Source organism: Acidovorax sp. Q11, assembly GCF_054950075.1.
On sequence record NZ_JBUDZG010000001.1, the window covers coordinates 310,967 to 334,727 of the forward strand.

The 23,761-nt window shown below is 64.3% G+C and carries 15 protein-coding genes; 4 read left to right on the top strand and 11 right to left on the bottom strand.

Going from position 1 to position 23,761, the window contains the following annotated elements:
- Positions 1 to 23: 23 nt before the first annotated feature.
- The 8 genes from ACYZGB_RS01415 to cysC form a co-directional block, all read right to left on the bottom strand.
- Positions 24 to 1,379, bottom strand: a complete 1,356-nt coding sequence (locus tag ACYZGB_RS01415) for a TolC family outer membrane protein (protein WP_462386406.1) — start codon at positions 1,377 to 1,379, stop codon at positions 24 to 26.
- 2 nt (positions 1,380 to 1,381) lie between these two features.
- Positions 1,382 to 2,746 carry an HlyD family type I secretion periplasmic adaptor subunit gene (locus tag ACYZGB_RS01420; protein ID WP_462386408.1) on the bottom strand — a complete coding sequence of 455 codons (1,365 nt, stop codon included), beginning with the start codon at positions 2,744 to 2,746 and terminating at the stop codon, positions 1,382 to 1,384.
- Between the two features lie 43 nt (positions 2,747 to 2,789).
- The gene (locus ACYZGB_RS01425; protein WP_462386410.1) at positions 2,790 to 4,535 is read right to left on the bottom strand and encodes a type I secretion system permease/ATPase; all 1,746 of its coding nucleotides are present in this window, start codon (positions 4,533 to 4,535) and stop codon (positions 2,790 to 2,792) included.
- Between the two features lie 30 nt (positions 4,536 to 4,565).
- A complete protein-coding gene (locus ACYZGB_RS01430) occupies positions 4,566 to 6,293 on the bottom strand; it encodes a type I secretion system permease/ATPase (RefSeq protein WP_462386411.1) in 1,728 nt (575 codons plus the stop codon).
- Between the two features lie 94 nt (positions 6,294 to 6,387).
- Positions 6,388 to 7,131 (bottom strand): hypothetical protein, encoded by a 744-nt coding sequence (locus ACYZGB_RS01435; RefSeq protein WP_462386412.1) that lies wholly within the window; start codon positions 7,129 to 7,131, stop codon positions 6,388 to 6,390.
- 77 nt (positions 7,132 to 7,208) lie between these two features.
- Positions 7,209 to 13,091, bottom strand: coding sequence for a DUF4347 domain-containing protein (locus tag ACYZGB_RS01440; RefSeq protein ID WP_462386414.1), 5,883 nt, complete (start codon positions 13,089 to 13,091; stop codon positions 7,209 to 7,211).
- Between the two features lie 69 nt (positions 13,092 to 13,160).
- On the bottom strand, positions 13,161 to 14,021 hold the full coding sequence (locus ACYZGB_RS01445) for a sulfotransferase family protein (RefSeq protein WP_462386415.1): 861 nt from the start codon (positions 14,019 to 14,021) through the stop codon (positions 13,161 to 13,163).
- 30 nt (positions 14,022 to 14,051) lie between these two features.
- Positions 14,052 to 14,588, bottom strand: a complete 537-nt coding sequence (gene cysC, locus ACYZGB_RS01450) for an adenylyl-sulfate kinase (RefSeq protein WP_462386417.1) — start codon at positions 14,586 to 14,588, stop codon at positions 14,052 to 14,054.
- Positions 14,589 to 14,964: 376 nt separating this feature from the next.
- Between cysC and ACYZGB_RS01455 the strand changes: the two genes are divergently transcribed.
- From ACYZGB_RS01455 to ACYZGB_RS01470, 4 genes are all read left to right on the top strand, one after another.
- Positions 14,965 to 17,310 carry an NADP-dependent malic enzyme gene (locus tag ACYZGB_RS01455; protein WP_462386418.1) on the top strand — a complete coding sequence of 782 codons (2,346 nt, stop codon included), beginning with the start codon at positions 14,965 to 14,967 and terminating at the stop codon, positions 17,308 to 17,310.
- A gap of 243 nt (positions 17,311 to 17,553) precedes the next feature.
- Positions 17,554 to 17,961: a guanyl-specific ribonuclease gene (locus tag ACYZGB_RS01460; protein WP_462386613.1), complete on the top strand. Its 408-nt coding sequence runs from the start codon at positions 17,554 to 17,556 to the stop codon at positions 17,959 to 17,961.
- Between the two features lie 140 nt (positions 17,962 to 18,101).
- Positions 18,102 to 18,527 carry a barstar family protein gene (locus ACYZGB_RS01465; protein ID WP_063461487.1) on the top strand — a complete coding sequence of 142 codons (426 nt, stop codon included), beginning with the start codon at positions 18,102 to 18,104 and terminating at the stop codon, positions 18,525 to 18,527.
- Complete coding sequence (locus ACYZGB_RS01470) at positions 18,506 to 18,715, top strand: hypothetical protein (RefSeq protein ID WP_094289781.1); 210 nt, start codon at positions 18,506 to 18,508, stop codon at positions 18,713 to 18,715. The genes ACYZGB_RS01465 and ACYZGB_RS01470 overlap by 22 nt, the downstream gene beginning before the upstream one ends.
- Before the next feature lie 268 nt (positions 18,716 to 18,983).
- Here the strand turns inward: ACYZGB_RS01470 and rsmA are convergent, their stop codons facing one another.
- The 3 genes from rsmA to ACYZGB_RS01485 all read right to left on the bottom strand — a co-directional run bounded on the left by rsmA (position 18,984) and on the right by ACYZGB_RS01485 (position 23,669).
- The gene (gene rsmA, locus ACYZGB_RS01475) at positions 18,984 to 19,763 is read right to left on the bottom strand and encodes a 16S rRNA (adenine(1518)-N(6)/adenine(1519)-N(6))-dimethyltransferase RsmA (protein WP_462386420.1); all 780 of its coding nucleotides are present in this window, start codon (positions 19,761 to 19,763) and stop codon (positions 18,984 to 18,986) included.
- Positions 19,764 to 19,831: 68 nt separating this feature from the next.
- A complete protein-coding gene (locus ACYZGB_RS01480) occupies positions 19,832 to 21,250 on the bottom strand; it encodes a peptidylprolyl isomerase (protein WP_462386421.1) in 1,419 nt (472 codons plus the stop codon).
- A 4-nt stretch (positions 21,251 to 21,254) separates the two neighbouring features.
- Complete coding sequence (locus tag ACYZGB_RS01485; protein WP_462386423.1) at positions 21,255 to 23,669, bottom strand: LPS-assembly protein LptD; 2,415 nt, start codon at positions 23,667 to 23,669, stop codon at positions 21,255 to 21,257.
- Positions 23,670 to 23,761: the final 92 nt, after the last annotated feature.

The window sequence follows — 23,761 nt, forward strand, 5'->3', positions numbered from 1 at the left end:
CCACCAGTGCACTGCACCGGGGCTCAGGGTCTCTTGAGCAACGCATTCACAGCGGCAATGCTCCCGTCCTTGTCGCCCCCAGCCAGCGCTTGCAGGCGCACACACGACACCAGGTACACATAGCGCGCGCGGGCCAGGTCGCGCAGGGCCAATTCCTTTTGCTGCTCGGCATTCAGGATATCCACCAGGGTTCTAGAGCCGCCTTCAAACGAGCGGCGGCTCGACACCACGAGCTGCGTGGCGGACCGCGCGGCCTGCTCCAGCGCGTGGATGCGCAGACGGCCTTCGCTGACCCCGCGAAACTCCGTGTGGATGCGCAAGCTGAGGTCCCGGCGCGCAGCCTCCAACTGCTCGCTCGCCTGTACCTGCTCCGCCACCGCTTGGCGCACAGTGGAGCTGACATAGCCTCCCGCAAACAGGGGCACATTCAGCTGCAGGCCGATCACGCGGTTTGTGTAGCTGGAGCTGGGAGTTGTTACGTTCTCACTGCCACTGCGGGTCCATTGCGCCACGGCGTCCAGGGTGGGAAGATGTCCAGAGCGCGCCTTTTCGATCTCCAGCCGGGCAACATCCAGCCGCGCCTTCTGCTGCCGGATCTCGGGGCTGTTGTCTTCCGCGAGAGCCAGCCAGTCCTGCACGCTGCGCTGCTCGGGGGCCCAGGCAGAGAACTTGGCCTCGTCCAGCGGGCTCAGTCCATTGACCGGCTGATTGATCAGTGTCTCCAGCTGGCGCCGCGCGTAGTCCAGTTGCTGCCGAGTCTCCAGTTCCTGGGCCACGGCCATGTCCAGCCGCGCCTGGGCCTCGTCAATGTCGGTGCGCGTGCCGCTGCCCGCCACCAGCAGCTTGCGTGCGGCATCCAGCTGGGTGGTGGTGGTGGCCTTCTGCGCCCGTACCAGTGCCAGCTGATCTTGCGCGAGCAGCAACTGCAGGTAGGCGTCGGTCACGCGCACCCCCAGGTTTTGCAACTCCCGGTCCAGCTGTGCCCCGACTTCGGCGCGCATCTGGTGGGCCTGCTCCAACCCCACCGACAGCGCCTTGCGATACACCGGCTGGCGCAGAGTCAGTGTGGCGTTGTGGCTGGTGTAGTTCTCATCCACGGTCAGCGCACGGCCTGCAGCGTTGCGCTGCGTATTACTCAGATCATTGCGGCTGCGGGCTGCGCTGAACGCTACATTGGGATAACGCAGGGCTTTGGCTTGTTCCACACGCTCGTCCCCCACCTCGGCCGCCGCCCGCGCAGCGCGAATGATGGCGTCCTGCTGCAGCGCAGCCTGGTAGGCCTGCAGGAGATCCATGGACCACGCGGGGCCGGAGAGCAACGCAAGGGCCGCCAGGCAGATAACCCGCAAGCAGTTCGGCAACGTGGTCAACAGTGCCATGCTCACTCTTCCTTCAAGGAGCCCGACACCCGCTTGAGCAATGGCCCCAGCAGATATGTCAGCATGGTCCGCTCGCCGGTCTTGATCACCACCTCGGCAGGCATGCCCGGTTGCAGGTGGCGTGCGCCCAGCGTCTTCATGCCATCTGGCGTGACCTTGACCCGCGCCAGGTAGTACGTGACACCGCTTTGCGCATCTGTCAACAAGTCGCCCGACACGGAGGCCAGTTCCCCTTGGACCACCAGTTGCGGGGAATGCGCAAACGCCGTGAAGCGCACATCGGCGTGCAGGCCGGGGCGCACCTTGTCGATCAAGTGCGGGGCTACGCGGGCTTCCAGCACCAAAGGCTCATCCGGCGGAACAATTCCCATGAGCTGCTGCCCCGCCTGGACCACGGCACCGACAGTCTGCACGGCAAGACCGACCACCTGGCCAGCAGCAGGCGCACGAATTTCGGTGCGGTCCAGGTCGGCTTTCAGTGCCGTGACCTTGTCTGCATCCGACTGCACCTCGCGGGTGATGTCCGCCAGGTTCGTTTCGACTTCCTTGCGGTATTCCTGCTGCCGCGCCAATGCCCTTTGGCGCATCTCTCCCACGGTGCGCTGCGTGCGTGCCGTGTTACCCAGCAGCTCCGTGATGGCCAGGCTGGAATCGGCCACCATGCGCTCCAGCTCCAGCTGCCGGTTGCGGGGGGAATAGCCTTCCTTGACCAGCTCGCGGGTGTGGCGTAGCTCCTCCTCCAGCAAGGCCCGTTGCCCGCGCCGACTGGCCAGCATGCCGGCATAGGCCTGCAGCAAGGCGTTCTGGCCCTGAATGTTTTCTTCCATGCCCTGCAAGTCGGCACGCAAGGCCGCGCGCCGCGACTGGATCAGCTGCTCCTGGTTCTTCATCTGCTGCTGGATCAGCGGGTCGACCACCGCAGCCTGCAGGTCTTGGTGGAACGCAATGGTGGCAGCGCCCGACTGCTCTGCCAGCAAGCGGCCTTGCACCGCGCGCAAGCCCAGGTACCGCTGGCGAACCGCCTCGAAGTTGGCCTTGGCAACGGCATCGTCAAGCGCGATCAGCGGCTGCCCCGCATGAACGACATCGCCCTCGCGCACAAAAACCTGCTTGACGATGCCACCGCTGAGATGCTGCACCGCCTTGCGCTTGGTATCAATCGCGACCACTCCCTGGCTGGGCACCCCCTCGTCCAAGGGCGCCAGTCCGGCCCAGAGCAGGAACCCGCCCAGCCCCAGGCCCAAGACCCAGAGCCCGGTCCGCGCCGCACGCCCGGTGTCGGATGGCGGCTGGGGAACGGATCGAATACCCGGCAAAGATGAAACCGGGGGTGCTTGCTTCAGAGGTTCAGTATTGGCCATGGGCATGGATTCAGAAAAAGTCCGCTCGACTCAAATATGCACGGTGCGCTCAGGCAGGCAGCGGCTGCGGTGTCGACAAGGTGCCAGCAGGCGAAGAGGAAAGTGGTTGCCGCACTGCCTCCAGCTGCGCCAGCACCTGGTCGCGTGACCCCTGGAGCTGTATCTGGCCTTCGCGCAGAACCACCACCTGGTCCGCCAGCGCCAGCACGCCGGCCCGGTGGGTAACCATCACAATGGTTTTGCCGCGCTCCTTGAGCTGCCGGATGGCCGCCAACAAAGCGGCTTCGCCCACATCGTCAAGATGTGCATTGGGCTCATCGAGCACCAGAAATACCGGGTCACCATACAAGGCACGCGCCAACCCGATGCGCTGGCGCTGGCCCCCGGACAGCAGGCGCCCAGCCTCTCCGATCGGTGTGTCATAGCCTTTGGGAAATCTCAGCACCATCTCATGCAAGCCGGCGCACCGGGCCGCTGCAATGACCTTACGGGAATCCACCATGGAAAAGCGCGCAATGTTCTCAGCGATGGTGCCGCCAAACAGCGACGTATCCTGCGGCAGATATCCCACGTGCGGGCCGAGAGCCTCGTGGCTCCAAGCCGTGATCGGCTTGCCATCCAGCAGCAAATCTCCCTGGGACGCTGGCCAGGCTCCGACCAGCACCCGCGCCAGCGTAGATTTTCCGGACCCCGAGGGTCCCAGCACCACCGTCAAGGTGCCAGGAGCGGCGCGCAGATCAATTTGCTGAAGAATTGGAGTGGCGCGCCCCGGTGCCGAGGCATGCAGGTCCCGCAGCTGGATGTCACCCTGCAGAGGCGCAGCCTGGGAGACCGCAGGCAGCGCTGGCTGCTGCATCAGCAGATCCTCCAACCGGAGGAATGCAGCACGGGTGGCCATGAAACCGCGCCAGGCGTTCACCAGCTGGTCGATCGGCGCCAACGCTCGGGTCGTCAACACGTTGGCTGCGATCATCGCGCCCGCAGACAACTGACCATCGATCACCAGCAAAGCGCCCACCGCCAGAGACAGTGACTGCTGCGCATAACGCACCGCTTTACTCCAGGCGGTGACTCGATGCGTCAGCCCCTGAGCCTTGGCATGCAGTTCGCCATAACCGGCATGCAACAGCGCCCAGCGGTGATAAAGGTGTTGCAGCATGCCCATGGCCTCAATCGCCTCGGCATTGCGCAACTTGCCGCTCAAGTAGCCATGCGCCTTAGCTTGCGCCTGCGCCACCGCCTCCGAGGGCGCCACCGTACGGTGATACCCAAACCATGCCAGCGCTGCCTGGATCAGTGCGAAAACCACCGCCACCGCACCCAGCAGTGGATGCAGCATGAAAAGCACACCGATGTAGATTGGAGCCCATGGCAGATCGAAGAAGGCAAAGATGCTAGGGCCCGTGAGGAACTGGCGAACCTCTGTCAGGTCGGTGAACGACTGCCCCGGGCTGCCACCACCGCTGCGCGCACCCCGAGAAAAACCTGCCGTGAAGACCCGCTCGCCCAGCAACCGGTCCAGGCGAACACCCGTGCGCACGAGCAGTCGAGACCGGGCCCACTCGGCGAATGCCATGGCCGCAAACAGAAACAAAATAAGAAGTGATACCGCCAACAAGGTCAGCTCACTGCGACTGACCAGCACACGGTCATAGATCTGCAGCATGTACAACGTCGGCGCCAGCATGAGCACATTGGCAACCATGCTGAAAACCGCGATCACAGCCCATTCACGCCGCAAGCTCCACAAGGCCAGGGTGATTTCGCTGCGCGAGAAGAATCCGCTGATGGACATGGTGTCGGTTCGGTTGGGTGGAAGGTTCAATCAGGCGACGCGGTGTGCTGTGGCTGCGGCAGGCGTGCCTGCAGAAACGCCCCTGAGCGCAGCCAGCACCTCATCGCGGGGACCGAAAGCCTGTTGCACACCGCCCTGCAGCACCAAGAGCTTGTCCGCCACGGCCAGAATGCTGGGCAGGTGCGTCATGACCACGAAGGTCGTTCCCCGTGCCTTGAACGCCTGCAGCGCGCTCATCAGGGCCGCATTGCCGATCTCATCAAGGTTCGCATTAGGTTCGTCCAGAACAACAAAAACGGGCATGCCGTACAGTGCACGCGCCAGTGCCACACGCTGGCGCTGACCGCCAGAGAGCATCACACCGGCGTCCCCCACGGGGGTGTTGTAGCCCCGGGGGAGCGATGTGATCCATGCGTGCAGGCCCACCGCTTTTGCAGCCTCGTGCAGGGCCTGCTCGTCCACCTCGCCAAAACGGACGATGTTCTCCGCCAGCGTGCCCTCCAGCAACTCGACATCCTGCGGGACATAGCCCACATGGGGGCCAAGTTCGGCCTTGTTCCACACGCTGACATCCACCCCGTCCAGCCGGACATTGCCCGCCAACGGCGACCACAGCCCCATCAGCATCCGGGCCACTGTGGTCTTGCCAGCCGCAGACGCCCCCAGAACGGCGAGCACCTCCCCCGCCTGCAGCGAGAAGGCCAGGCCTTTGACAAAGGGAGGGGCACCGGCCGACGCACCAGCCACGAGATTTTCAACCGCCACACGCCCCTGCGGCTTGGGCAACGGCATTCCTTGGACAGGTACGGGGGATCGCTCCAGCAGTTGGCCCAGCCGACCCCAAGCCCCCCGCGCCTGCACCACCGCGCGCCATTGGGACACCATCTGCACCAGAGGCGCCAGCACGCGCCCACCCAATACAGATCCCACGATCAGCATGCCAGGTCCGCCCAACAACTGGTCATGCATCACCAACCAAGCCCCCAGGCCCAGAAGCGCCGACGACAGCGTGGTTTGCAGCAACTTGCCCAGCGCTTGAAACACCCCGGCGTGATCAGACGCCTGCGACTGAAGGCCCAGGCTCTCTTCATGCAGCGCTAGCCAGCGGCGACGCATGTCCTGCTCCATTCCCATCGCTGCAATCACATCACTATGGCGCAGGGTTCCATCCACATAGGCCTTTGCGCTCATGTCGGATTTGTTGGCACCCAGCAGGGCAGGGCTGGTGCTTCGCTCGTTCAGCCATGAGAGACCGACCTGTAACACGGCCCCTGCCAGGGATACCCATCCCAACAATGGGTGGATGACAAATAAAAGCACCAGCAGCACCAGGGCCACCGGTGTTTCCATGACCGCCCCCAGTGCAGGTCCATGAAAAAAATCACGCACGGTTCGCAGATCGACCATAGGCTGCGCACCCACCGCTGCACCCTGCTTCAGGTGCACGGCCTGGATGGCTTTGAACACGCGAGGCGCAAGTGTCTGGTCCAGCGCGTCACCGGCTTCACGCAAGGTTTCAGCGCGTGCCCACTCCAGCACCTCCATCACACCAATGGCCAAAAGCACCATCAGCGTCAACATGGCCAGGGTCATGGCACTGCGGCTGTTCACCACACGCTCGTACACCTCAAACATATAGACCGTTGGCCCCAAGACCAACAGACCGGCCAGTAAACTCAAAAGGAGGGCGCGCCAGAAAAATGGGGTGAGCTTTGCCAGAGCCAGGTCAATATCGGTTGGCGCTGCAGATGCGGACATGCGGAGAAGATCTGGTGGATGTGGACGGTGCACAGTGCGAGAGCCTGGCTTTGCCAACGCAAAACCAGGCTCCGGGCGGGATAGTAATGCCCGCTTACTTGGAGAAGAAGACCGCAGCCCCCTTGGTCTCATCCGCACTCGCCACCACCACCGTCAAACCATTCTTCGCCGCGTTGAGCGTGCCCACCCCGCTGAATGGGGTCTTGCTCCCGTCCGCACAGCTTTCGCTGAAGCTCACGCTGTAAGCCGCTGTGCTCGCAATCGCCGCCACGCTGCCTGCATAGGTGCATCCCGTGGTGGACGTTCCGGTCATGCTGCCGGTTGTGCTGAGGCTCCACTGCGTGGTCTGGGCGCTTCCGCCCGATGTGGCGCTCCAGTTGCCCACCACATCGGCCTGCACAGCGGGTGTGGCCAGGGTGTCGCTCTGGGTCAGGGTGCCGGTGTTCAGGCCCGTGAACGCAATGGTCTTGGGGCTGGCCGCCAGGGCTGCGGTGACCTGGCCTGTTACCGCCTGCCCCGCAACATTGCCTTGCCCCAGTGCATAGGACTTGCCGTTGGCGCTGCTGTCGCTTCTTACCACCAGCTTGACCAGTCGGCTGGCATCCTGGGCCAGCAGCCAGGCGTTGGCGGCTCCGTTGGCGTCAGGCACCACCACAGCGGTTGTGGCCGACGTCACGCCAGCAGCAGTAACCCAGCGCCCTTTGAGCTGGGTGGGGTCGATGGTGGGGCCAGATGCGTCCCCCCCACCGCCACCTCCGCAGGCGGCAAGCAGGCCAGTCAGCGCCAGGGTGAGTGCGGCTGCGGTCAGCGTGCGATGGATTTGGGTGGGCTTTTGCATCGGCGCGTTCGTTGGCATCGGTGTTTTCCGTTTCATGTTGTTGAAGGTTTGCAGTGGAGACAGGCTGCAGGGGCCGCTCAAAACCAGAACCCCTGCGGCATGTCCGGCGCCAGCCCCACGATCGACAGCGGCATGTGCCCCGGCGCCCCCGGGTCCGTGATGATCCCGTCCGCCTTGCCGTCCGCATCAAACTGCCCTCCGTCCGTGATCTGGAAGTCCAGCCGCACCCTCCCGCCTTCCAGCACCATCTTGCCGCCATACGGCTCGCTCGCCAGGTTCACCCAGGTGCCGCTGGCGTCCTGCTTCCAGTAGCCGTTCACCCCCAGCGCCGGGTCCAGGTACAGGCTGAAGCTTTCGCTGGTCTTGCCCGGGGCCAGTTGCACTGTGAAGCTCACCAGCCCGATGGGGGTCTGCAGCCCCGCCGGGGCGTCTGCTGGCGCGTCTTTCTGCGTCAGGCTGGTGATGCGGGAGTTGTCGTTGCCGCTGCCCACCTTGCCGTTCTGGCTGCTGGCCACCAGGGTGGTGAAGGTGGGGGGTGCACTGCCCGGGTTGCTCTCGCCCGTGGGGCTGAGCACAAAGCCGACGGAGCCCACCGAGGGCTGTTCGCTGTCCTTGATGCCGTCTCCGTTGCCGTCGCCCGGGGTGGTGTTGCCACCGGGGCCGGGGATCCCGGGCGCCTGGTCTTCCACCGGGCCGGGGATGCCGTCGTTGTCGGGCACGCCGGGCGTGGGAGGAACAGGGGTTGGTGTGGGGGGAACCGGGGTCGGATCAGGATCTGCGGGGGTGAGGTTGGTCACTGGCCGGGCTGCGAAGCTAATGGCATCGTTGCCTGCTGCGTCCTGAACGGCATTGGCATCGTTGCCTGCCGTGGGGTCGGTATAGGCCACGGTGACGGTCTGGCCGGCGCCCACAACGAATGCAAGGGTCAAGGTGACGGTCTTGGCGGCTGCGTTGACAACCACGCCGGTGACGGCATTGGCTGAGCCTCCCGCCATCACCACAAAGGCGCCGTTGGCGGCGGTGTTGATCGCGTCCAGTGTGGTCGCTTCGGTGTAGCTCAGGACCAGTTGGTTGGCGGTCACAGTGGCTGTGCTCACCACAGGGGGGGTGGTATCCAGTGTGTTGTTGGTGACAGCGGTCACACCCAGGCTGGCGGCGTCGTTGCCCTGGATGTCCTGGATGGCGTTGGCGTCGTTGCCTGCCGTGGGGTCCGTGTAGGCCACGGTGACCACTTGGCCAAACCCTACCGGCGTCGTCAGGGTCAGCGTCACGGTTTTGGCGGGGCCGTTCACAACCACGCCGGTCACGGCGTTGGCGACTCCACCAGAGACTACGGCGAAGGCTCCTGTGCCTGCTACGTTGACGGCATCCAGGTCGCTGGCGTCGGTGTAGGTCAGCACCAGGCTGGCGCCATTAACGCTGGCCGAGGCCCAGACGGGGGCATCGGGGTCGTTGCCGCTGACTGTGACGCCGTTGCCAAACAGGTCGGCAATCACAACGGCAGTGGCCGCACCGGTGTTCCAGTCTTCCAGCATGCCAATGTTGTAGGTCGTGGTGTCAAGGGATGACGTTCCGTCCTTGTTCATGCGCAGGGCCAGTGCCGCACGGTCGGTGGCACTCATGGTGACCGTGAAGCTGGTGTTGGACGTGATGTCCACGTTGGATGTGTCGGTCAGCGTGTAGTTGAACGCGCCTTGTCCCAGCAGGCGGATGCGGTTGGCGGTGATGTCGTTGGCAGCGCCAGTGAGGCTCAGGAAGTTGTTACCAGCAACAACCAGCACGCCGGTGCCTACGTTGTAGGTGGCGCTGGTGACGGTGGGCGCGACGACGTTGCTCACCGTGATGCCGTTGCCGGTGGGGTCGGCGATGACCAGCGCAGCGTCAGCACCTGCGTTCCAGTCCTCTGCTGCGATGAGGTTGTAGGTGTTGGCACTGGTGGAGCTGGTGCCGTTCTTGTTCAGGAGGAGGTTGGCGCCCAGTCTGTCCGCCGCGCTCAGGGTCAGGGTGAAGCTGGTGGCAGAGGTGATCTCCACGCTGCTGGTGGTGGTCAACGTGTAGCTGGCACCACCTTCGCCCTGCAGACTGAATTTGTCGGCCACGATGTCGTTGACGGCGCCTGTCCGCCCGGAGAGTCCCGTGCCGGTGACTGTGAGCGCTCCGGTGTTGGCGTCATAGGTGGCGGATGTGATGGTGGGTACCGCGACGTTGCTCACGGTGAGCGCGTTGGTGGCGTCGGCAATGTTGCCTGCGGTGATCACACTGTTCCAGTCGTCAGCCGCTGCCAGGTTGTAGGTGCTGCCGCTGGTGGAGCTGGTTCCGTTCTTGTTGAACAGGGCTTCGACCGCCGCCTGGTCAGCGCCGGCCAGGGTGATGCTGAAGCTGGTGGCCGAGGTGACTTCCACGTTGCCGGTGGTGGTCAGGGCGCGGGTAGCACCGCCCTCTCCAGCAATCATCAGTGCGCTGACGGTGATGTCGTTGGTGGCGCCGATGGTCTTGACCAGGCCGGTGCCTGTGACGGTCAGCACGTGGGTGCTGGCATCGTAGGTGGCGCTGGTGATGGTGGGGGCCGTGACATTCGACACGGTCACACCGTTGCCGCTCAGGTCGGCACTCGATGTGGTGGTCTGGTCCCAGTTGGCGGCCGCGGCCAGATTGAAGGTGGTGGTATCGACCGCGTTGGTACCGTTGTTGTTCAGGATGCCGTTGATGGCCAGTTGGTCCGCCGCGTTCAGGGTCACCGCAAATGCGGTCGAGCTGCTGGCGGTGACGTTGGCCGTGGTCAGGGTGTAGCTGCCAGCCTGGCCCGTGAGGGACAGCTTGCTCACATCGATGGTGTCGCCACCCACGATGTTGACGGCCGCGACGGAGAGGACTCCGGTGGCTGCGTCGTACGCAGAGGAAAGAATGCTGGGTGCCGCATTGGAGACGGTGATGCCGTTACCCGAGAGGTCGGCAATGTTGCCGCCGGTAATGACGCTGTCCCAATCGTCGGCTGCGGCGATGTTGTAGGTGGTGGAGCTGCTGGCAGACGAGGTGCCGTTCTTGTTCAAGAGCGAATCCACCGCAGCGATGTCTGCACCGGTCAGGGTGAAGGTGAAGCTGGTGTCCGAGGTGACCTCCACGTTGCCAGTGGTCGACAGAGTGCGCGTAGCGCCGCCTTCGCCGGTGATCGTCAATGTGGAAATCGTGACGTCATTCGTTGCGCCAATGGTCTTGACCAGGTTGGTACCCGTGACGGTGAAGACGTGGGTGGTGCCGTCGTAGGTGGCCGATGTGATGGTGGGGGCCGTGACATTCGATACCGTCACGGCGTTGCCTGTCAGGTCTGCACTTGAAGTGGCGGTCTGGTCCCAGTTGGCGGCCGCTGCCAGGTTGAAGGTGGTGGTGTCTACCGCCGTAGTGCCGTTGTTGTTCAGGATGCCATTGATGGCCAGTTTGTCAGCAGCGTTCAAGGTCACTGCAAATGCGGTCGAGCTGCTGGCAGTGACGTTGGCTGTGGTCAGCGTGTAGGAGCCAGCCTGGCCCGTAAGGGAAAGTTTGCTCACGTCGATGGTGTCACCACCCACCATGTTGACTGCCGAGACGGAGAGAACTCCGGTGGCTGCGTCATAGGTGGCGCTGGTGATGCTCGGAGCGGCATTGGAGACGGTAATGCCATTGCCTGTGAGGTCGGCAATGTTGCCGCCCGTCACTGTGCTGTTCCAGTTATCGGCCGCCGCAAGGTTGTAGGTGGTGCTGCTACTGGCCGATGACGTGCCGTTCTTGTTCAAAAGCGAATCCACCGCAGCGATGTCGGCACCGGCCAGGGTAAAGGTAAAACTGGTGGCCGAAGTGACTTCGACATTGCCGGTAGTAGACAGAGTGCGTGTTGCACCGCCTTCGCCCGTGATCGTCAATGTGGAAACCGTGATGTCATTCGTGGCACCGACAGTCTTGACCAGGTTGGTGCCGGTGACGGTGAAGACGTGGGTGGTGCCGTCGTAGGTGGCCGATGTGATTGTCGGGGCCGTCACGTTCGATACCGTTACGCCGTTGCCGGTGAGGTCGGCCGCTGCTGAAGCCGTCACATCCCAGTTGGCGGCTGCCGCCAGGTTGAAGGTGGTGGTGTCCACCGCGCTGGTGCCGTTGTTGTTAAGGATGCCGTTGACGGCCAGTTTGTCGGCCGCGTTCAGCGTGACCGTGAAGCTGGTGGCACTCGAAGCGGTGACGTTGGCGCTGGTGAGGGTGTAGCTGCCGCCCTGGCCTGCAAGGCTCAGCTTGCTCACGTCAATGGCGCCGCCGTTGGTCATGGCAACGCCGGTGACCACCAGCGTGCCGGTGCTGGCGTCGTAGGTGGCATTGGTCAGGCTAGGGGGAACATAGTTAGTAACCGTGGTGCCGCCATTAGTGGTCGAGACCGTGGATGTCGTGGAACCAGCTGTGCCGGGGGTGTCTCCCGCGCCACCAGCCCCACCGCCGCCGGTGTTTCCCGTGGACAGCGAAGCATTGGTTGCTGCATCCAGTTTGACGGTGCCGCCCTTGTTCCAGATACCGCCAATGCCGATACCGCCCACACCGCCTGCGCCGGAACCATGGCCGCCAAATGCGCCGCCACCGCCACCGCCGCCTGCGCCGATGTTGTTAGTGATACTGCTGGTAGTGACAGTCAGCGTACCGATGCTGTAAACGCCACCGGCGGCATTTCCGCCGCGTCCTCCCGCAGCATCGTACCCCGACCCGCCGCCGCCGCCGCCTATCTGCAGTGGGCCGCCAGCATTGGCGCTACCACCCGCACCGCCATTCGAATAGCCCCCCCCGTAGTTCGAACCTGCGCCACCCACAGTAGATCCGCCAGCGCCTCCCAAAAAGTTGCTGCCGCTATTGAACCCACTGCCACGCCCACCCACACCTGCGCTGGGGCCAGCCTGGATGCCTCCGCCAAAATTGTTGCCACCAACCCCACCAAATGTTGATCCGTAGCCACCGCCTCCGCCGCCAGCGCCTGCAGCCGAGCCATTGAACAGGTTCCCCCCCGCTCCGCCGCCGCCTGCGGCCTTGTTTGCAGAAATGGTGCTGTTGGTGATCGTAAGAGTACCCGCGTTGTAAATACCAGCGCCCAGCGCATCCCCCCCCGCCCCCCCCGCCCCCGCAGTGCGATCGCCCCCCGTACCGGTCACAAAACCATTGGCGATGGTGAGGTTGTCAATGGACACGGTGCCCGCCGTCACGTCGAGAACCCGTGCGAGATTTCCACCGCTGAGAGTAAAACCACCACCCACAATGGACATGTTGTGTCCATCGGTCACATTGATGGCGACAGCGTCTGCCGCACTGGCGAACGTGATGTTCCCAGTGAAGGTGATGGTATCGGCGGAGCCATCCGTGCTCCCCGTAGCAATAGCTGCCTTGAGCTGCGCCACAGTGCTAACGCTTGCCGTGTGAAGGCTGAATTCATAACCCTCCAGCGCCTGCACATCCAGTGCAGCAGTCGCCTCAATCTGCCCGCTGGTGACTTCCAAATCCCAATCACCGCCACGCGCTGCACCCGCCGTGCTGTCGTTGGAGGCGGCCACATCCGCCCCCGTCAGTTGCGCCAACGCCTGCAGGAACTGGGCTCCCGCCTCGCCCGCCCCCACGTCGCAGCCATACAGCAGCAGGTCGCCGTCAGCACCCAGCGCTGCGCCAATCGCCTTGAGCTGCGCCTGGTATTGCTCCAGGTTTCCGCTGAACAGCGGGCCGTTGCCCAACAGCAGCACACCTTCATCGCCGTGCGAGACCACGCTGATGGACGCCAGGCTGTGCACCCCTTCTAATGCCTTGGCCATCTGGGCCACGCCGCTTTCATTCGGATCGAGAATGACCACCTTCACACCGGAGCGGGCTGAGGCAATGATTGCCTGCAGGTCGGGAACCCGGCTGTCGACAAAGAGCACCTCTTGGACAGGAGATGTGGAGACGACGGGAGTGTGGTCAGTGGTCATGGTGTTGTGATTAAAAAGTGGCTCTTGCGCCTGTCTACATTGCAAAGTCAGCTATTAATATAGGAGCGATCAACGATTCTCGGTGGAAGCAGCAGGTTTGGCCGTGATCACACTGGCCCGGCTGTTGGTCTGGTCCTGCCAGAACGAAAGCTTGCTGTACTGCTCAAACAGGTCCGGCGGCAGGATGGTCTCGCGCCGCTGCAGCCCCACCTGTGGGCGCACCTGGTGCAGCCCGTGCAGTCCCAGCGCTTCGTCGAACTCGGGGGCGTCGTATTTCACCCGCTCGAAGTTGTGCGCGTACTCGGGCTCGCCCAAGAACTGGTAGATCAAGGGCAGCACCTTTTGTGGCGCCTGCGCAAGCAGGTCGTAGTCCACCAACAACAGTGAACTGGCGTGTTCGCCGTAGAAGGCTTCTTTGAGCGCTGTCCAGGGGTAGCCGACCATGCGGTTGCGCTGGGCAAGCGTATCTACACGGCTGTAGACGGTGTTGCGCTCGGTGTCGTCGTTGAACAAGCGGGTGATCTCGAAGGGGTTGGCGCGGTACCTGCGCTCTATGCTGTCCATCACCCAAGCCACGTTGCGCACGCAGGCAATGAGTTTGGCCCCGGGAAAGAGGTCCATCAGCGCGGGCATCTGCGCGCTCCACATGCGGTTGGTGTCAAAGATGACTTCTTTTTCGCCCACCTGGTCTGCGTAATAGCTGTCGAAAAGCCCCCGCGACAGCCGCCTGCGTTGCTCTTTAGTGACCACGGGACCGAATTCGCTGCCTGCCCCTAACTGGTTGAGCATGCCCTTGAACAAACCACCAACCGGGCTGGTCATGCCTGCGTGAAAGCGTGGGTTCTGGAGCAGCAGTGCCGATAGCAGTGTGGAGCCCGATCGGGGCAGGCCTGTGATGAAGTGGTAGCGAGGAGCGGCCAGGGAGGTCATGAAAGATTGGTAGTGGGTGAACGTGGATGCCTAGGCCCGAAGCAGTTGCTGCACGGCAACTTGCAATTCGGTCTGGCTGGTGTCAATGCGCAATGCGGGAGACTCAGGGGTCTCGTAGCCCGCCTGTATTCCGGTCATCTGTGTCAGCTGATTAGCCCTTGCCCGCGCATAAAGGCCCTTGGGGTCGCGTTTTTCGCAAACGTCCAGCGGAGTGCTGACGTGGACTTCCTTGCAACGCCCCTCGCCGATCGTGGCGTACGCTGCCGCCCGTGCGGGTGCTGCAGGAGAGACCATGGCAACGACCGCATGGATGGCGTTGGCATTGAGCAGGTGGGCCATGTGCGCCGCCCTGCGAACGTTTTCTGCACGGCTGGCTTCGTCAAATCCCAGGTCTTTGCACAGGCCCATGCGCAGTTCATCGCCGTCAATCACGCAAGCGGGTTCTCCGCGCTCACGCAAGGCTGCTGCCAAGGCCTGCGCCAGGGTGGTTTTTCCGGCGCCCGGAAGGCCCGTGAGCCACCAGGTGGTGGCCGTTTCTGGTTTCTTCATAAGAAGGGCACTCAGCATTCCTGCGGGTTCAGCAGGTATCGCGTAGAGGCACTCAAGGCTTTAACCTCAATGGATTAACAATTTGAATCCATGGGTTTTAACCAATGCCCTCTCCGTTGTCACTCTTTATTTCCAAACGAAATTGGGCCCCGTAAACACAACACGTCAGCATGGATCAGCCCTTCGCTGGGGAGGATCCAGAACAGGTGCCCAAGTAAAGCGAAGAAAGTCAAAACACCCACACCCATATAAGCAGATTCGCTTACTAGGGTTTTTACCGCCCACCCCCTACAATCGCAGACCCTTACAAAGCTGACAGCCCGCTGCAGCCCCGCTGCGGCACGGTTTTTTGCTTCCATCCTGACTGCCTGATTGACTGCGCTGGAGACACTGAATGCCCGAGAACACCACGGCCGAGAACAACAACAGCCATTCCGACAAACGCGCCCAATTGCGCCGTGCCGCTCTCGAATACCACGAGTTTCCCAAGCCGGGCAAGCTGGCGATTGCTGCCACCAAGCAGATGATCAACCAGCACGATCTCGCACTGGCCTATTCGCCCGGTGTGGCGGCCCCCTGCGAAGAGATCGTCAAGGACCCGGCCAATGCCTTCCGCTACACCGCGCGCGGCAATCTGGTGGCCGTGATCTCCAACGGCACGGCCGTGCTTGGCCTGGGCGACATCGGCGCGCTGGCCTCCAAGCCGGTGATGGAAGGCAAGGCCGTCCTGTTCAAGAAGTTTGCGGGCGTCGATGTGTTCGACATCGAGATCGACGAGAAGGACCCTGCCAAGCTGGTGGAAGTGATCGCGGCGCTGGAGCCGACCTTTGGCGCTATCAACCTCGAAGACATCAAGGCCCCGGACTGCTTCTATGTGGAGCGCGAGCTGCGCAAGCGCATGAAGATCCCGGTCTTCCACGACGACCAGCACGGCACGGCCATCACCGTGGCAGCGGCCATAGTGAACGCGCTTAAGGTGGCCAACAAGAAGATTGAAGACGTGAAGCTGGTGACCAGCGGCGCGGGCGCTGCTGCCCTGGCCTGCCTAAACCTGCTGCTCAAGGTGGGCGTGCAGCGCAAGAATGTGTTCGTCTCCGACCTGGCCGGTGTGGTCTATGAAGGCCGCGAAGAGCTGATGGACGACGACAAGCGCCAGTTCATGCAGAAGACCGACGCGCGCAAGCTGGCGGAGGTGATGGTGGGTGCGGACGTGTTCCTGGGCCTGTCGGCTGGCAACGTGCTAAAGCCCGAGATGGTGGCCACGATGGCCGAGCGCCCGGTGATCTTCGCGCTGGCCAACCCCAACCCCGAGATCACGCCCGAGCTGGCGCACAGCGTGCGCAGCGACATCATCATGGCCACGGGGCGCTCGGACTATCCGAACCAGGTGAACAACGTCCTGTGCTTCCCCTACATCTTCCGGGGTGCACTGGACTGCGGCGCCACCACCATCACCGATGAAATGGAGATTGCCGCCGTCCACGCGATTGCCGAGCTGGCGCAGGCCGAGCAGAGCGAAGTGGTGGCGGCGGCCTATGTGGGCGAGAAGCTCACCTTCGGCCCCGAGTACCTGATCCCCAAGCCGTTCGACCCGCGCCTGATGATGAAGATCGCGCCTGCCGTGGCCCAGGCGGCCATGGACAGCGGCGTGGCGCAGCGCCCCATCGCCGACATGGACGCCTACCGCGAGCGGCTGCAGACCTTTGTGTATGCCTCGGGCACGACGATGAAGCCCATCTTCGACGCAGCACGCAATGCCGCCAAGAAGCGTGTGGCCTATGCCGAAGGTGAAGAGGAGCGTGTGCTGCGCGCCGCGCAGATCGTGGTGGACGAAAAAGTGGCCCGCCCGACGCTGATCGGCCGCCCCGTCATCATCGCCCAGCGCATCGAAAAATTCGGCCTGCGCCTGAAGGAAGGCGTGGACTACGACGTGGTCAACACCGACTTCGACCACCGCTACAACGACTTCTGGCAGACCTACCACCGCATGACGGAGCGCAAGGGCATCACCCAGCAGGTCGCCAAGATCGAGATGCGCCGCCGCCTCACGCTCATCGGCGCGATGATGCTGCACAAGGGCGAGGTGGACGGCCTGATCTGCGGCACCTGGGGCACCACCGCCAACCACCTGCTCTACATCGACCAGGTGATCGGCAAACACGCGGGCGGCGCCGACAGCACGGCGCAGGACGTGCCGGTGTATGCCTGCATGAACGGCCTGATGCTGCCCGGCCGCCAGGTGTTCCTGGTGGACACCCACGTCAACTACGACCCCACCCCCCAGGAGCTGGCCGAGATCACCGCCCTGGCGGCCGAAGAAATGATGCGTTTTGGCATCAAGCCCAAGGCTGCATTGCTGTCGCACTCCAACTTTGGCACCAGCAACCACCCCAGCGCCGTGAAGATGCGCCAGACGCTGGAGCTGCTGCGCCAGCAGGCACCCTGGCTGGAAGTGGACGGCGAAATGCATGGCGATGTGGCGCTGGACGGCAAGGCCCGCGCGGCCCTCATGCCCAGCAGCGAACTCACGGGTGATGCCAATCTGCTGGTGTTCCCCAACATTGATGCCGCCAACATTGCCTACAACCTGCTCAAGACCGCAGCCGGTGGCGGCATTGCGATCGGCCCCGTGCTGCTGGGTGCGGCCAAGCCCGTCCATATCCTGACACCCAGCGCCACTGTGCGCCGGATTGTCAATATGACTGCCCTGACGGTGGCCGACGCCAACGTTTCAAGATAAGCCACAAGACAGTAGCAAGTGCTAACTTAAAGCACTTGATCAACCCTTCAGCGTCTGCCCAATCTTTGTGCAGACGCTTGCTTTTTGGGGGCCGTTGAGCGACACTAGCGGCTCGAAATTTCGGGTTAACCCGTAGGTTTCTGGACGCTGGACTTATGCAAACAAGGGTGCATGAAGTGCGTTTTTAGAGGACAAGCGACCTGCCTGTCCCCGAATTGCATAAGTCGTGTGAAAGGTTCGTTGATGTTGAAGGCTGTAGCCACCCGGGCGCGCAAAGCAGGGTTTTTGTGTGTTTTGGGTGTTGCGTTCGTGTTGTCCCCGGCAATGGGGCACGCACGAAACGCCCCGTCTACCGGCGGCGCCATCCCCCCCATCGTATTGGCCGAGTTGCCGCCCCAAGGGCGCGCCACGTATGCGCTGATCCGTGAAGGAGGGCCCTTTCCGTATGACAAGGACGGAACAGTTTTCGGCAACCGCGAGCGGCTGTTGCCCGCCCACAAGCGGGGCTACTACCGTGAGTACACCGTCAGAACACCAGGATCGCGCAACCGGGGAGCCCGGCGCATTGTGTGTGGCGGCAAGCCCCGGGTTCCGGATGCCTGCTACTACACCAGCGATCACTACGCCAGTTTTCGCGAAATCGTCGAGTGACACCCGTTGCGCTGCACGCAGGCCAGAGATACGCTGGCAGCGGTCAGTGCGCCCCCTTGAATCCCCCACCCGCAGGCTGCATTCCGCAGCCCTGCGGAGAGCCAGAAGTTTGTGGACTTTCTAAAGAAAGAGTAGCGGAGATGCAGACGCCACTTCGTAAAGACCTGGAAACGCCACTGCGTGGCGTGCGCACCAACATCGTGCAGTCCATTCGCGCCTTCCGCGTGCAGGACCTGCAGGATGCGGCCACCTCTATGGGTCATCATTTCTTGTATGCCAATCTGGCCCACGCGCAGTCCAAGCAGGATGTGCTGGACCTGATTGCCGCCCAGTTCACCTTCCCGTCGCATTTCGGCAAGAACTTCGACGCGTTGTACGACTGCATGACGGACCCCTTGCACAAATCGGGCCCGCAGCCAGGTTTCATCGTGGTGCTGGAGCAGATCCCCGCCACGGCCAAGTTCGACAAGGAAGCACGCGAGCAACTGCTCGACATCTTCCGCGACGCGGCGGACTACTGGGGCGACCGCAAGATCCCGTTCCGGTGTTTCTATTCTTTTCTGTAGCCCGTTCTGCATCCACCAGCCAAGCAGAACGGGCGAACGAGGCTACCGGCGCCCAGGAAGTCAAGGGCATCGAGATCCACGCGGAATCCGCCGAGAAGATGCCGACCGACAAGCTCGTGGACGTCTCCCCGATGGCGCTGCGCATGAGCAGCCCGTTCAACGCGGGTTACTGGCTCAGCGCCGCATAACTCGGTACATCCCCCTGAGCGGCTGCGCCGCTTCCCCCTTCTCTCGGCTTCGCCGGGAAGGGGGACGACACCAGCGCGGCGGGGCGGCCCTTGCGCGGTGTCACTGGCTTGGGCTGCGCCAGTTGAGACGGTGGTGGCGAAATGAGGCGCCGAAGCTGCAAGCGCGACGCCATCGCAGGCTGGGTGAGCATCATCGCCCGATACGCCACCGCATCCACAGCCAAAATGGCGCCTTGCGCGCGCCCATCAAGCGCCGATAGCTATCAATTCAAGAGCAAATCTGCGCCAGCGCCACATATTCGGCCACGGGCACTTCCTCGGCGCGGCGCTGGGTGTCGAAGGTGCCTGCGAACTGGCGGGCTTCCAGCCAGCGGCCCAGGGTGTGGCGCAGCAGCTTGCGGCGCTGGCTGAAGGCGACCTGCACCAGTTCTTCCAGCACGGGCACTGACAGTGGCGCGGGCTCGGCATGGGGCACCATGCGCACCACTGCGCTGTCCACGCGCGGGGGCGGGTCGAAGCTCTCGGGCGGCACGAACAGCACGTTTTCCATGGCATAGCGCCATTGCAGCATCACCGACAGGCGGCCATAGTCGCCCGTGGCGGGGCTGGCCACCATGCGGTCGATGACCTCTTTTTGCAACATGAAGTGCTGGTCTTCGATGACCTGCACATGCTCCAGCAGGTGGAACAGGATGGGCGTGGAGATGTTGTAGGGCAGGTTGCCCACCACGCGCAGCCGCAGCCCGGGCTGGCCCGCCTTCTCGCGCAGGGCCTGCGCGAGGGCGGTGAAATCCACCTTCAGCACATCGGATTCGATCACGTCGAGCTGGCCATGCAGTCGCAGGCGCAGCGCCAGGTCGCGGTCCAGTTCGATGACGGTGAGGCGCCCCAGGCGCTCCACCAGGGGCTGGGTCAGAGCAGCCAGGCCGGGCCCGATTTCGACCATGGGCTGGCCCGGCAGGGGGGCGATGGCCGAGACGATGCCGTCGATGATGCCGTGGTCGGACAGGAAATGCTGCCCGAAGCGCTTGCGGGGGATGTGTTTCAACGCGGCCTTGCCTGTCTTGTCACGGAAGTGGGGGATGGGTGTGCTGCTGCCAATGCTGCTGCAAGTGTTTACTGGGGTGGCTCGCGGTACTCGACATACGCGCGCCCGCGCAGTTCCTGCGCCCAGGTGGCGTAGGCTTCGTCGAGTTTCTTCTCGCGCACGGCGCCACGCGCCATCTCGCGTTGTTCACGCTGGGTGAGCTTGGCCTCGCGGCGCTCCAGCAGCTGGACCAGGTGCACGCCAAAACGCGACACCAGCGGCTCGCTGATGTCGCCGGGCTTGAGGGTGTCCAGGGCCTGTTCGAACTCGGGCACATACCGGCCCGGGCTGGCCCAGCCCAGGTCGCCGCCGTCCTTGGCGCTGCCGTCCTGCGAATGCTCGCGCGCCAGCGCCGCAAAGTCGGCCTGGCCCGCGAGCACGCGGCGGCGGTAGTCGGCCAGGCGGGCGGCGGCGGCGGTCTCGGACAACTGGGGGCCGGTGCGCAGCAGGATGTGGCGCGCGCGGTTCTGCACCACGGTGGCGGGCATGCCCGCCGTGACCCGCTCCACCACCTTGAGCACATGGAAACCCGCCGGGGACCGCACGGGGCCCACGATGGAGCCCACGGGCAGGCCCAGTGTGGAGTTCACGAACAGCTCGGGGTAGCGATCGGCAGGGCGTAGGCCCAGCAGGCCACCCGCGCGCTGCCCCTCTGCGGCGTCTGAAAACTCCCGCGCCACGACGGCAAAGTCTTCACCGGCCCGCACCTTGTCGGCCGCGCGCTGGGCCCGTGCCTGGCGCTCAGCCACCTGCACGGGGCTAGCGTTCTCGGGCACCAGCACCAGCACATGGCCCAGGTTGATTTCCATCGCGGCGGGGTCCGTGCCCTTCTGCTCCTCGCGCAGGTACTGGTCCACATCCAGGTCGGTCACCTTCACCCGCGCCTCCACCTCGCGTTCGCGCAGGCGTTGCTGCAGCAGCTGGTTGCGCAGCTCCTCGCGGAAGCGTTCGCGGCTCAGACCATCGCGGCCCAGGCGCGCATACAGCTGCTCCACGGTCATGTCGTTCTGGCGGGCCACGCCCTGTTCGGCCTGCGCCACCGCCACATCGTCCACCTTGATGCCGGATTCGCGCGCCTGCTGGAGCTGCACCTTCTCCAGGATGATGCGTTCCAGCACCTCGCGTGCGAGCAGGTCGCGCGGGGGCATGGCGCCGCCTTGCTTGGCCAGCTGGGCCTCGGCCCGCGCCAGGCGCGAGCGCACTTCGTAGTTGGTCACGGGCTCGGAATTGACCACCGCCACGATGAAGTCGGCCGAGCGGGGCGCTGCGCCCGCGCCAGACTCTGGCAGCGTGATCGACGGCGCTGCCGGTGGGCGTGCCGAGGGCGCGGACAGGCCACTCTTGCCGGACGGCGACGCCCCCGAAGGGCGCAGCCCCTGCGCCGCAGCGCCCTGCATGCTCATGGAGGCCAGGGTGGCGAGGGCCAGTGCAAAAACTCGGTGGTTCATGGCGTTAGTCGTAGTTGCTGAAACGGCTCGGCGTGGAGACCTGCTCGCGCAGGTTCTGGTAGCGCGGCACGTTGTTCTTGAAGGTTTCCAGCGGGCTGGAGCCCAGGCTGAGGCGGGAGAATCCCACAAATTCGATCTGGAACAGCAGACGGGTGTTGGATGTGGTCACGCTGCTTTGCAGACGCTCCAGCACCACGCGGCCGATCCAGCAGCAGCTGTCGTACTCGAAGCCCACCACGGTGTCCACCAGCTTGCGGTCCTGCAGGCTGTAGTTCAGGCGGCCCACGCTGTACCAGCGCCCACCGCCCTGGCCCCGGCCTGCGCCCAGATCCTTGCCCTTGTCGCCCCAAAGGTCGTTCAGGGGCCATTGCCAGCCGATGTCGATCTGTTCGCTGGTACCGCGCTGCAGGCGGTAGGCCGCGCTCACGGTGCGGTAGTTGCCGGGGCTGTAGCGCGCTCCGATGGTAGAGCGGATGGAGCGGCCCGTCTTGGGGTTGTATTGCACGGTGGAGTCAAAGCCCCACTGTGGCGTCCAGGTGATGCCCGCACCCAGCAGCAGGTCGGACAGGCGCTCGCTCACGGGGGCTACGCCCGGCAGGGTGACCTTCTGGTCCGAAAAACGCAGGCGCTGGGCAATGCCAAAACGTGCGGCCTCGGCGCCCGTGTTCGGGTCCAGCAGCCGCGTGGTCACACCCAGGGTGAGCAGGTTGTTGTCCGCCAGCCGGTCGTTGCCGCCAAAGGCGTTCTCCGTGAAGATGGTGGCAAAGTTGAAGTCATTGGCCGCCGTGTCGTACACCGGCAGGCGGCTCTGGTCGCGGTAGGGCGTGTAGGTGTAGAACGCACGCGGCTCCAGCGTCTGCAAAAAGGCGCGGCCAAAGTACGCCGCGTCGCGCTCGAACACCAGGCCGCTGTCCAGGCTGAAGGTGGGCAGGGTGCGGCTGGCAGAGCGGTCGCCGTTCGCCAGCGGACTGTCGAACTGGTAGGTGGTGGCGTGCAGCTGCAGGCGCGGCGTGATGAAGCCGCCGGGCGACAGGAATGGCCGGCTGATCTGCGCCATCGCGTAGCTGCGGTCGGCGTTGGGCTGGCCCGTGAGGGCGCGCGCGGCCTGAAAGCGGGTGGTGTCCAGCTCCACGCTGGCATCCAGCCCACCGTCCAGCTGCGACGGGGCATAGCGCCACTGCAGCTGCGGCATGCGGTCGTAGGGCGGCACGATGGGCGAGTTCACGTCCTGCAACGTCTGCCACTTGAGGGTGCGGACCCGGGCGCTCATGTCGTTGCGGGCCCAGGACAGCGTGGCGTCGCCGGGCAGCAGGCGCTGGCGCAACGGCTCGGAGGCGCGGCCAAAGTCGCGCCAGTAGTTGTCGTCGCTCACGCGGTTGATGTTGAGGTTCAGGCCCAGGCCACCGATGGCAGTGTCAAACGCGCCCTGGTGCTGGCCGGAGAAGCTCCAGCGCAGGCGGTCCCGCAGCCGGTCGGCGGGCATCACGTCCGCGCTGATCTGGCCAGAGTACGTGGGCTCCAGGTAGCGGAACTCGCCGCCCAGGTTGGCGCCGCGTTTGGTCATCAGCGCAGCGCGCAGCGTGGCGTCGCGGTTGGGGGCGATGTTCCAGTAATAGGGCTGGATGTAGGCCACGCCGTCGCGGCTGTCCAGGCCGATGGTGGGTGGCAGCAGGCCCGACTTGCGCTTGTCCGACAGCGGGAAGGTGATGTAGGGGATGGGCAGCACCGAAATGCCCTTGAACTCCAGCACGGCGTCCTCGGCCGTGCCCACTTCTTCTTCGTTGTCCAGGCGCAGCGTGCCTGCGCGCAGCACCCAGTCGGGCTCCCAGCTTTCTTCGTTGCTGCGCTCACAGGTGGTGTAGGTGGCGTTGTGCACCACGGCCCGGTAGCGGTCGATGAAGTCCACGCGCGTGGCGTCGCCATGCGCCTGCGTGGCAAGGAACTGGTAGCGCGCGTCGCTGAAGAAGCCTTCAAACGCATCCACGCGCAGCTCCAGCGCCGTGCCCTCGTAGACATTGCCCGCGCGGTTGATGCGCACCTTGCCGTTGGCCTTGGCCAGGTCTTCGGGCACGTTGTAGTCCAGCCGGTCGGCGTGGATCACGGTGTCGCCCCGGCGCAGCTCGGCATTGCCCTCGATGAGCGCGTTCAGGTCGGTCTGGCCGCTGATGCGGTCACCCTTCACAAACACGGGCAGCTGGGGCCGCACAGCGTCCGGGATCTTTTCTTGCAGCAGGGGCGAGGTGCGCAGTGCGGGCGGGGCGTCCCAGGCGCTGGGCGCCGGGCCCTGGGCCAGGGCCGCCAGCGGCCAGCTGCAGCAGGCCAGCGCCACGCCGTAGGCCAGTGCGCGCGGCACCGGGGCGCGCAGGCGCACTGCCTGTGCCGTGGCAGGCCGGGGCCGCAGGGAAGAGGGGGTCTGCACGGTAGGGGGCTGGCAGCGTGGCACGTGGGGTGGTGGTTCGGGCAGTGGCAGAGGAAGAAGGCCCGCCCCAGGCTCTGCGGGGGCGCGTGCCC

Excerpts from the sequence above, each read along its gene's own strand:
- ACYZGB_RS01415 (WP_462386406.1), bottom strand. The coding sequence starts at position 1,379 with ATGGCACTGTTGACCACGTTGCCGAACTGCTTGCGGGTTATCTGCCTG.
- ACYZGB_RS01440 (WP_462386414.1), bottom strand. The coding sequence starts at position 13,091 with ATGACCACTGACCACACTCCCGTCGTCTCCACATCTCCTGTCCAAGAG.
- ACYZGB_RS01455 (WP_462386418.1), top strand. The coding sequence starts at position 14,965 with ATGCCCGAGAACACCACGGCCGAGAACAACAACAGCCATTCCGACAAA.
- ACYZGB_RS01465 (WP_063461487.1), top strand. The coding sequence starts at position 18,102 with ATGCAGACGCCACTTCGTAAAGACCTGGAAACGCCACTGCGTGGCGTG.
- ACYZGB_RS01430 (WP_462386411.1), bottom strand. The coding sequence starts at position 6,293 with ATGTCCGCATCTGCAGCGCCAACCGATATTGACCTGGCTCTGGCAAAG.
- cysC (WP_462386417.1), bottom strand. The coding sequence starts at position 14,588 with ATGCTGAGTGCCCTTCTTATGAAGAAACCAGAAACGGCCACCACCTGG.
- ACYZGB_RS01435 (WP_462386412.1), bottom strand. The coding sequence starts at position 7,131 with ATGCAAAAGCCCACCCAAATCCATCGCACGCTGACCGCAGCCGCACTC.
- ACYZGB_RS01480 (WP_462386421.1), bottom strand. The coding sequence starts at position 21,250 with ATGAACCACCGAGTTTTTGCACTGGCCCTCGCCACCCTGGCCTCCATG.
- ACYZGB_RS01420 (WP_462386408.1), bottom strand. The coding sequence starts at position 2,746 with ATGCCCATGGCCAATACTGAACCTCTGAAGCAAGCACCCCCGGTTTCA.
- ACYZGB_RS01445 (WP_462386415.1), bottom strand. The coding sequence starts at position 14,021 with ATGACCTCCCTGGCCGCTCCTCGCTACCACTTCATCACAGGCCTGCCC.
- ACYZGB_RS01425 (WP_462386410.1), bottom strand. The coding sequence starts at position 4,535 with ATGTCCATCAGCGGATTCTTCTCGCGCAGCGAAATCACCCTGGCCTTG.
- ACYZGB_RS01460 (WP_462386613.1), top strand. The coding sequence starts at position 17,554 with ATGTTGAAGGCTGTAGCCACCCGGGCGCGCAAAGCAGGGTTTTTGTGT.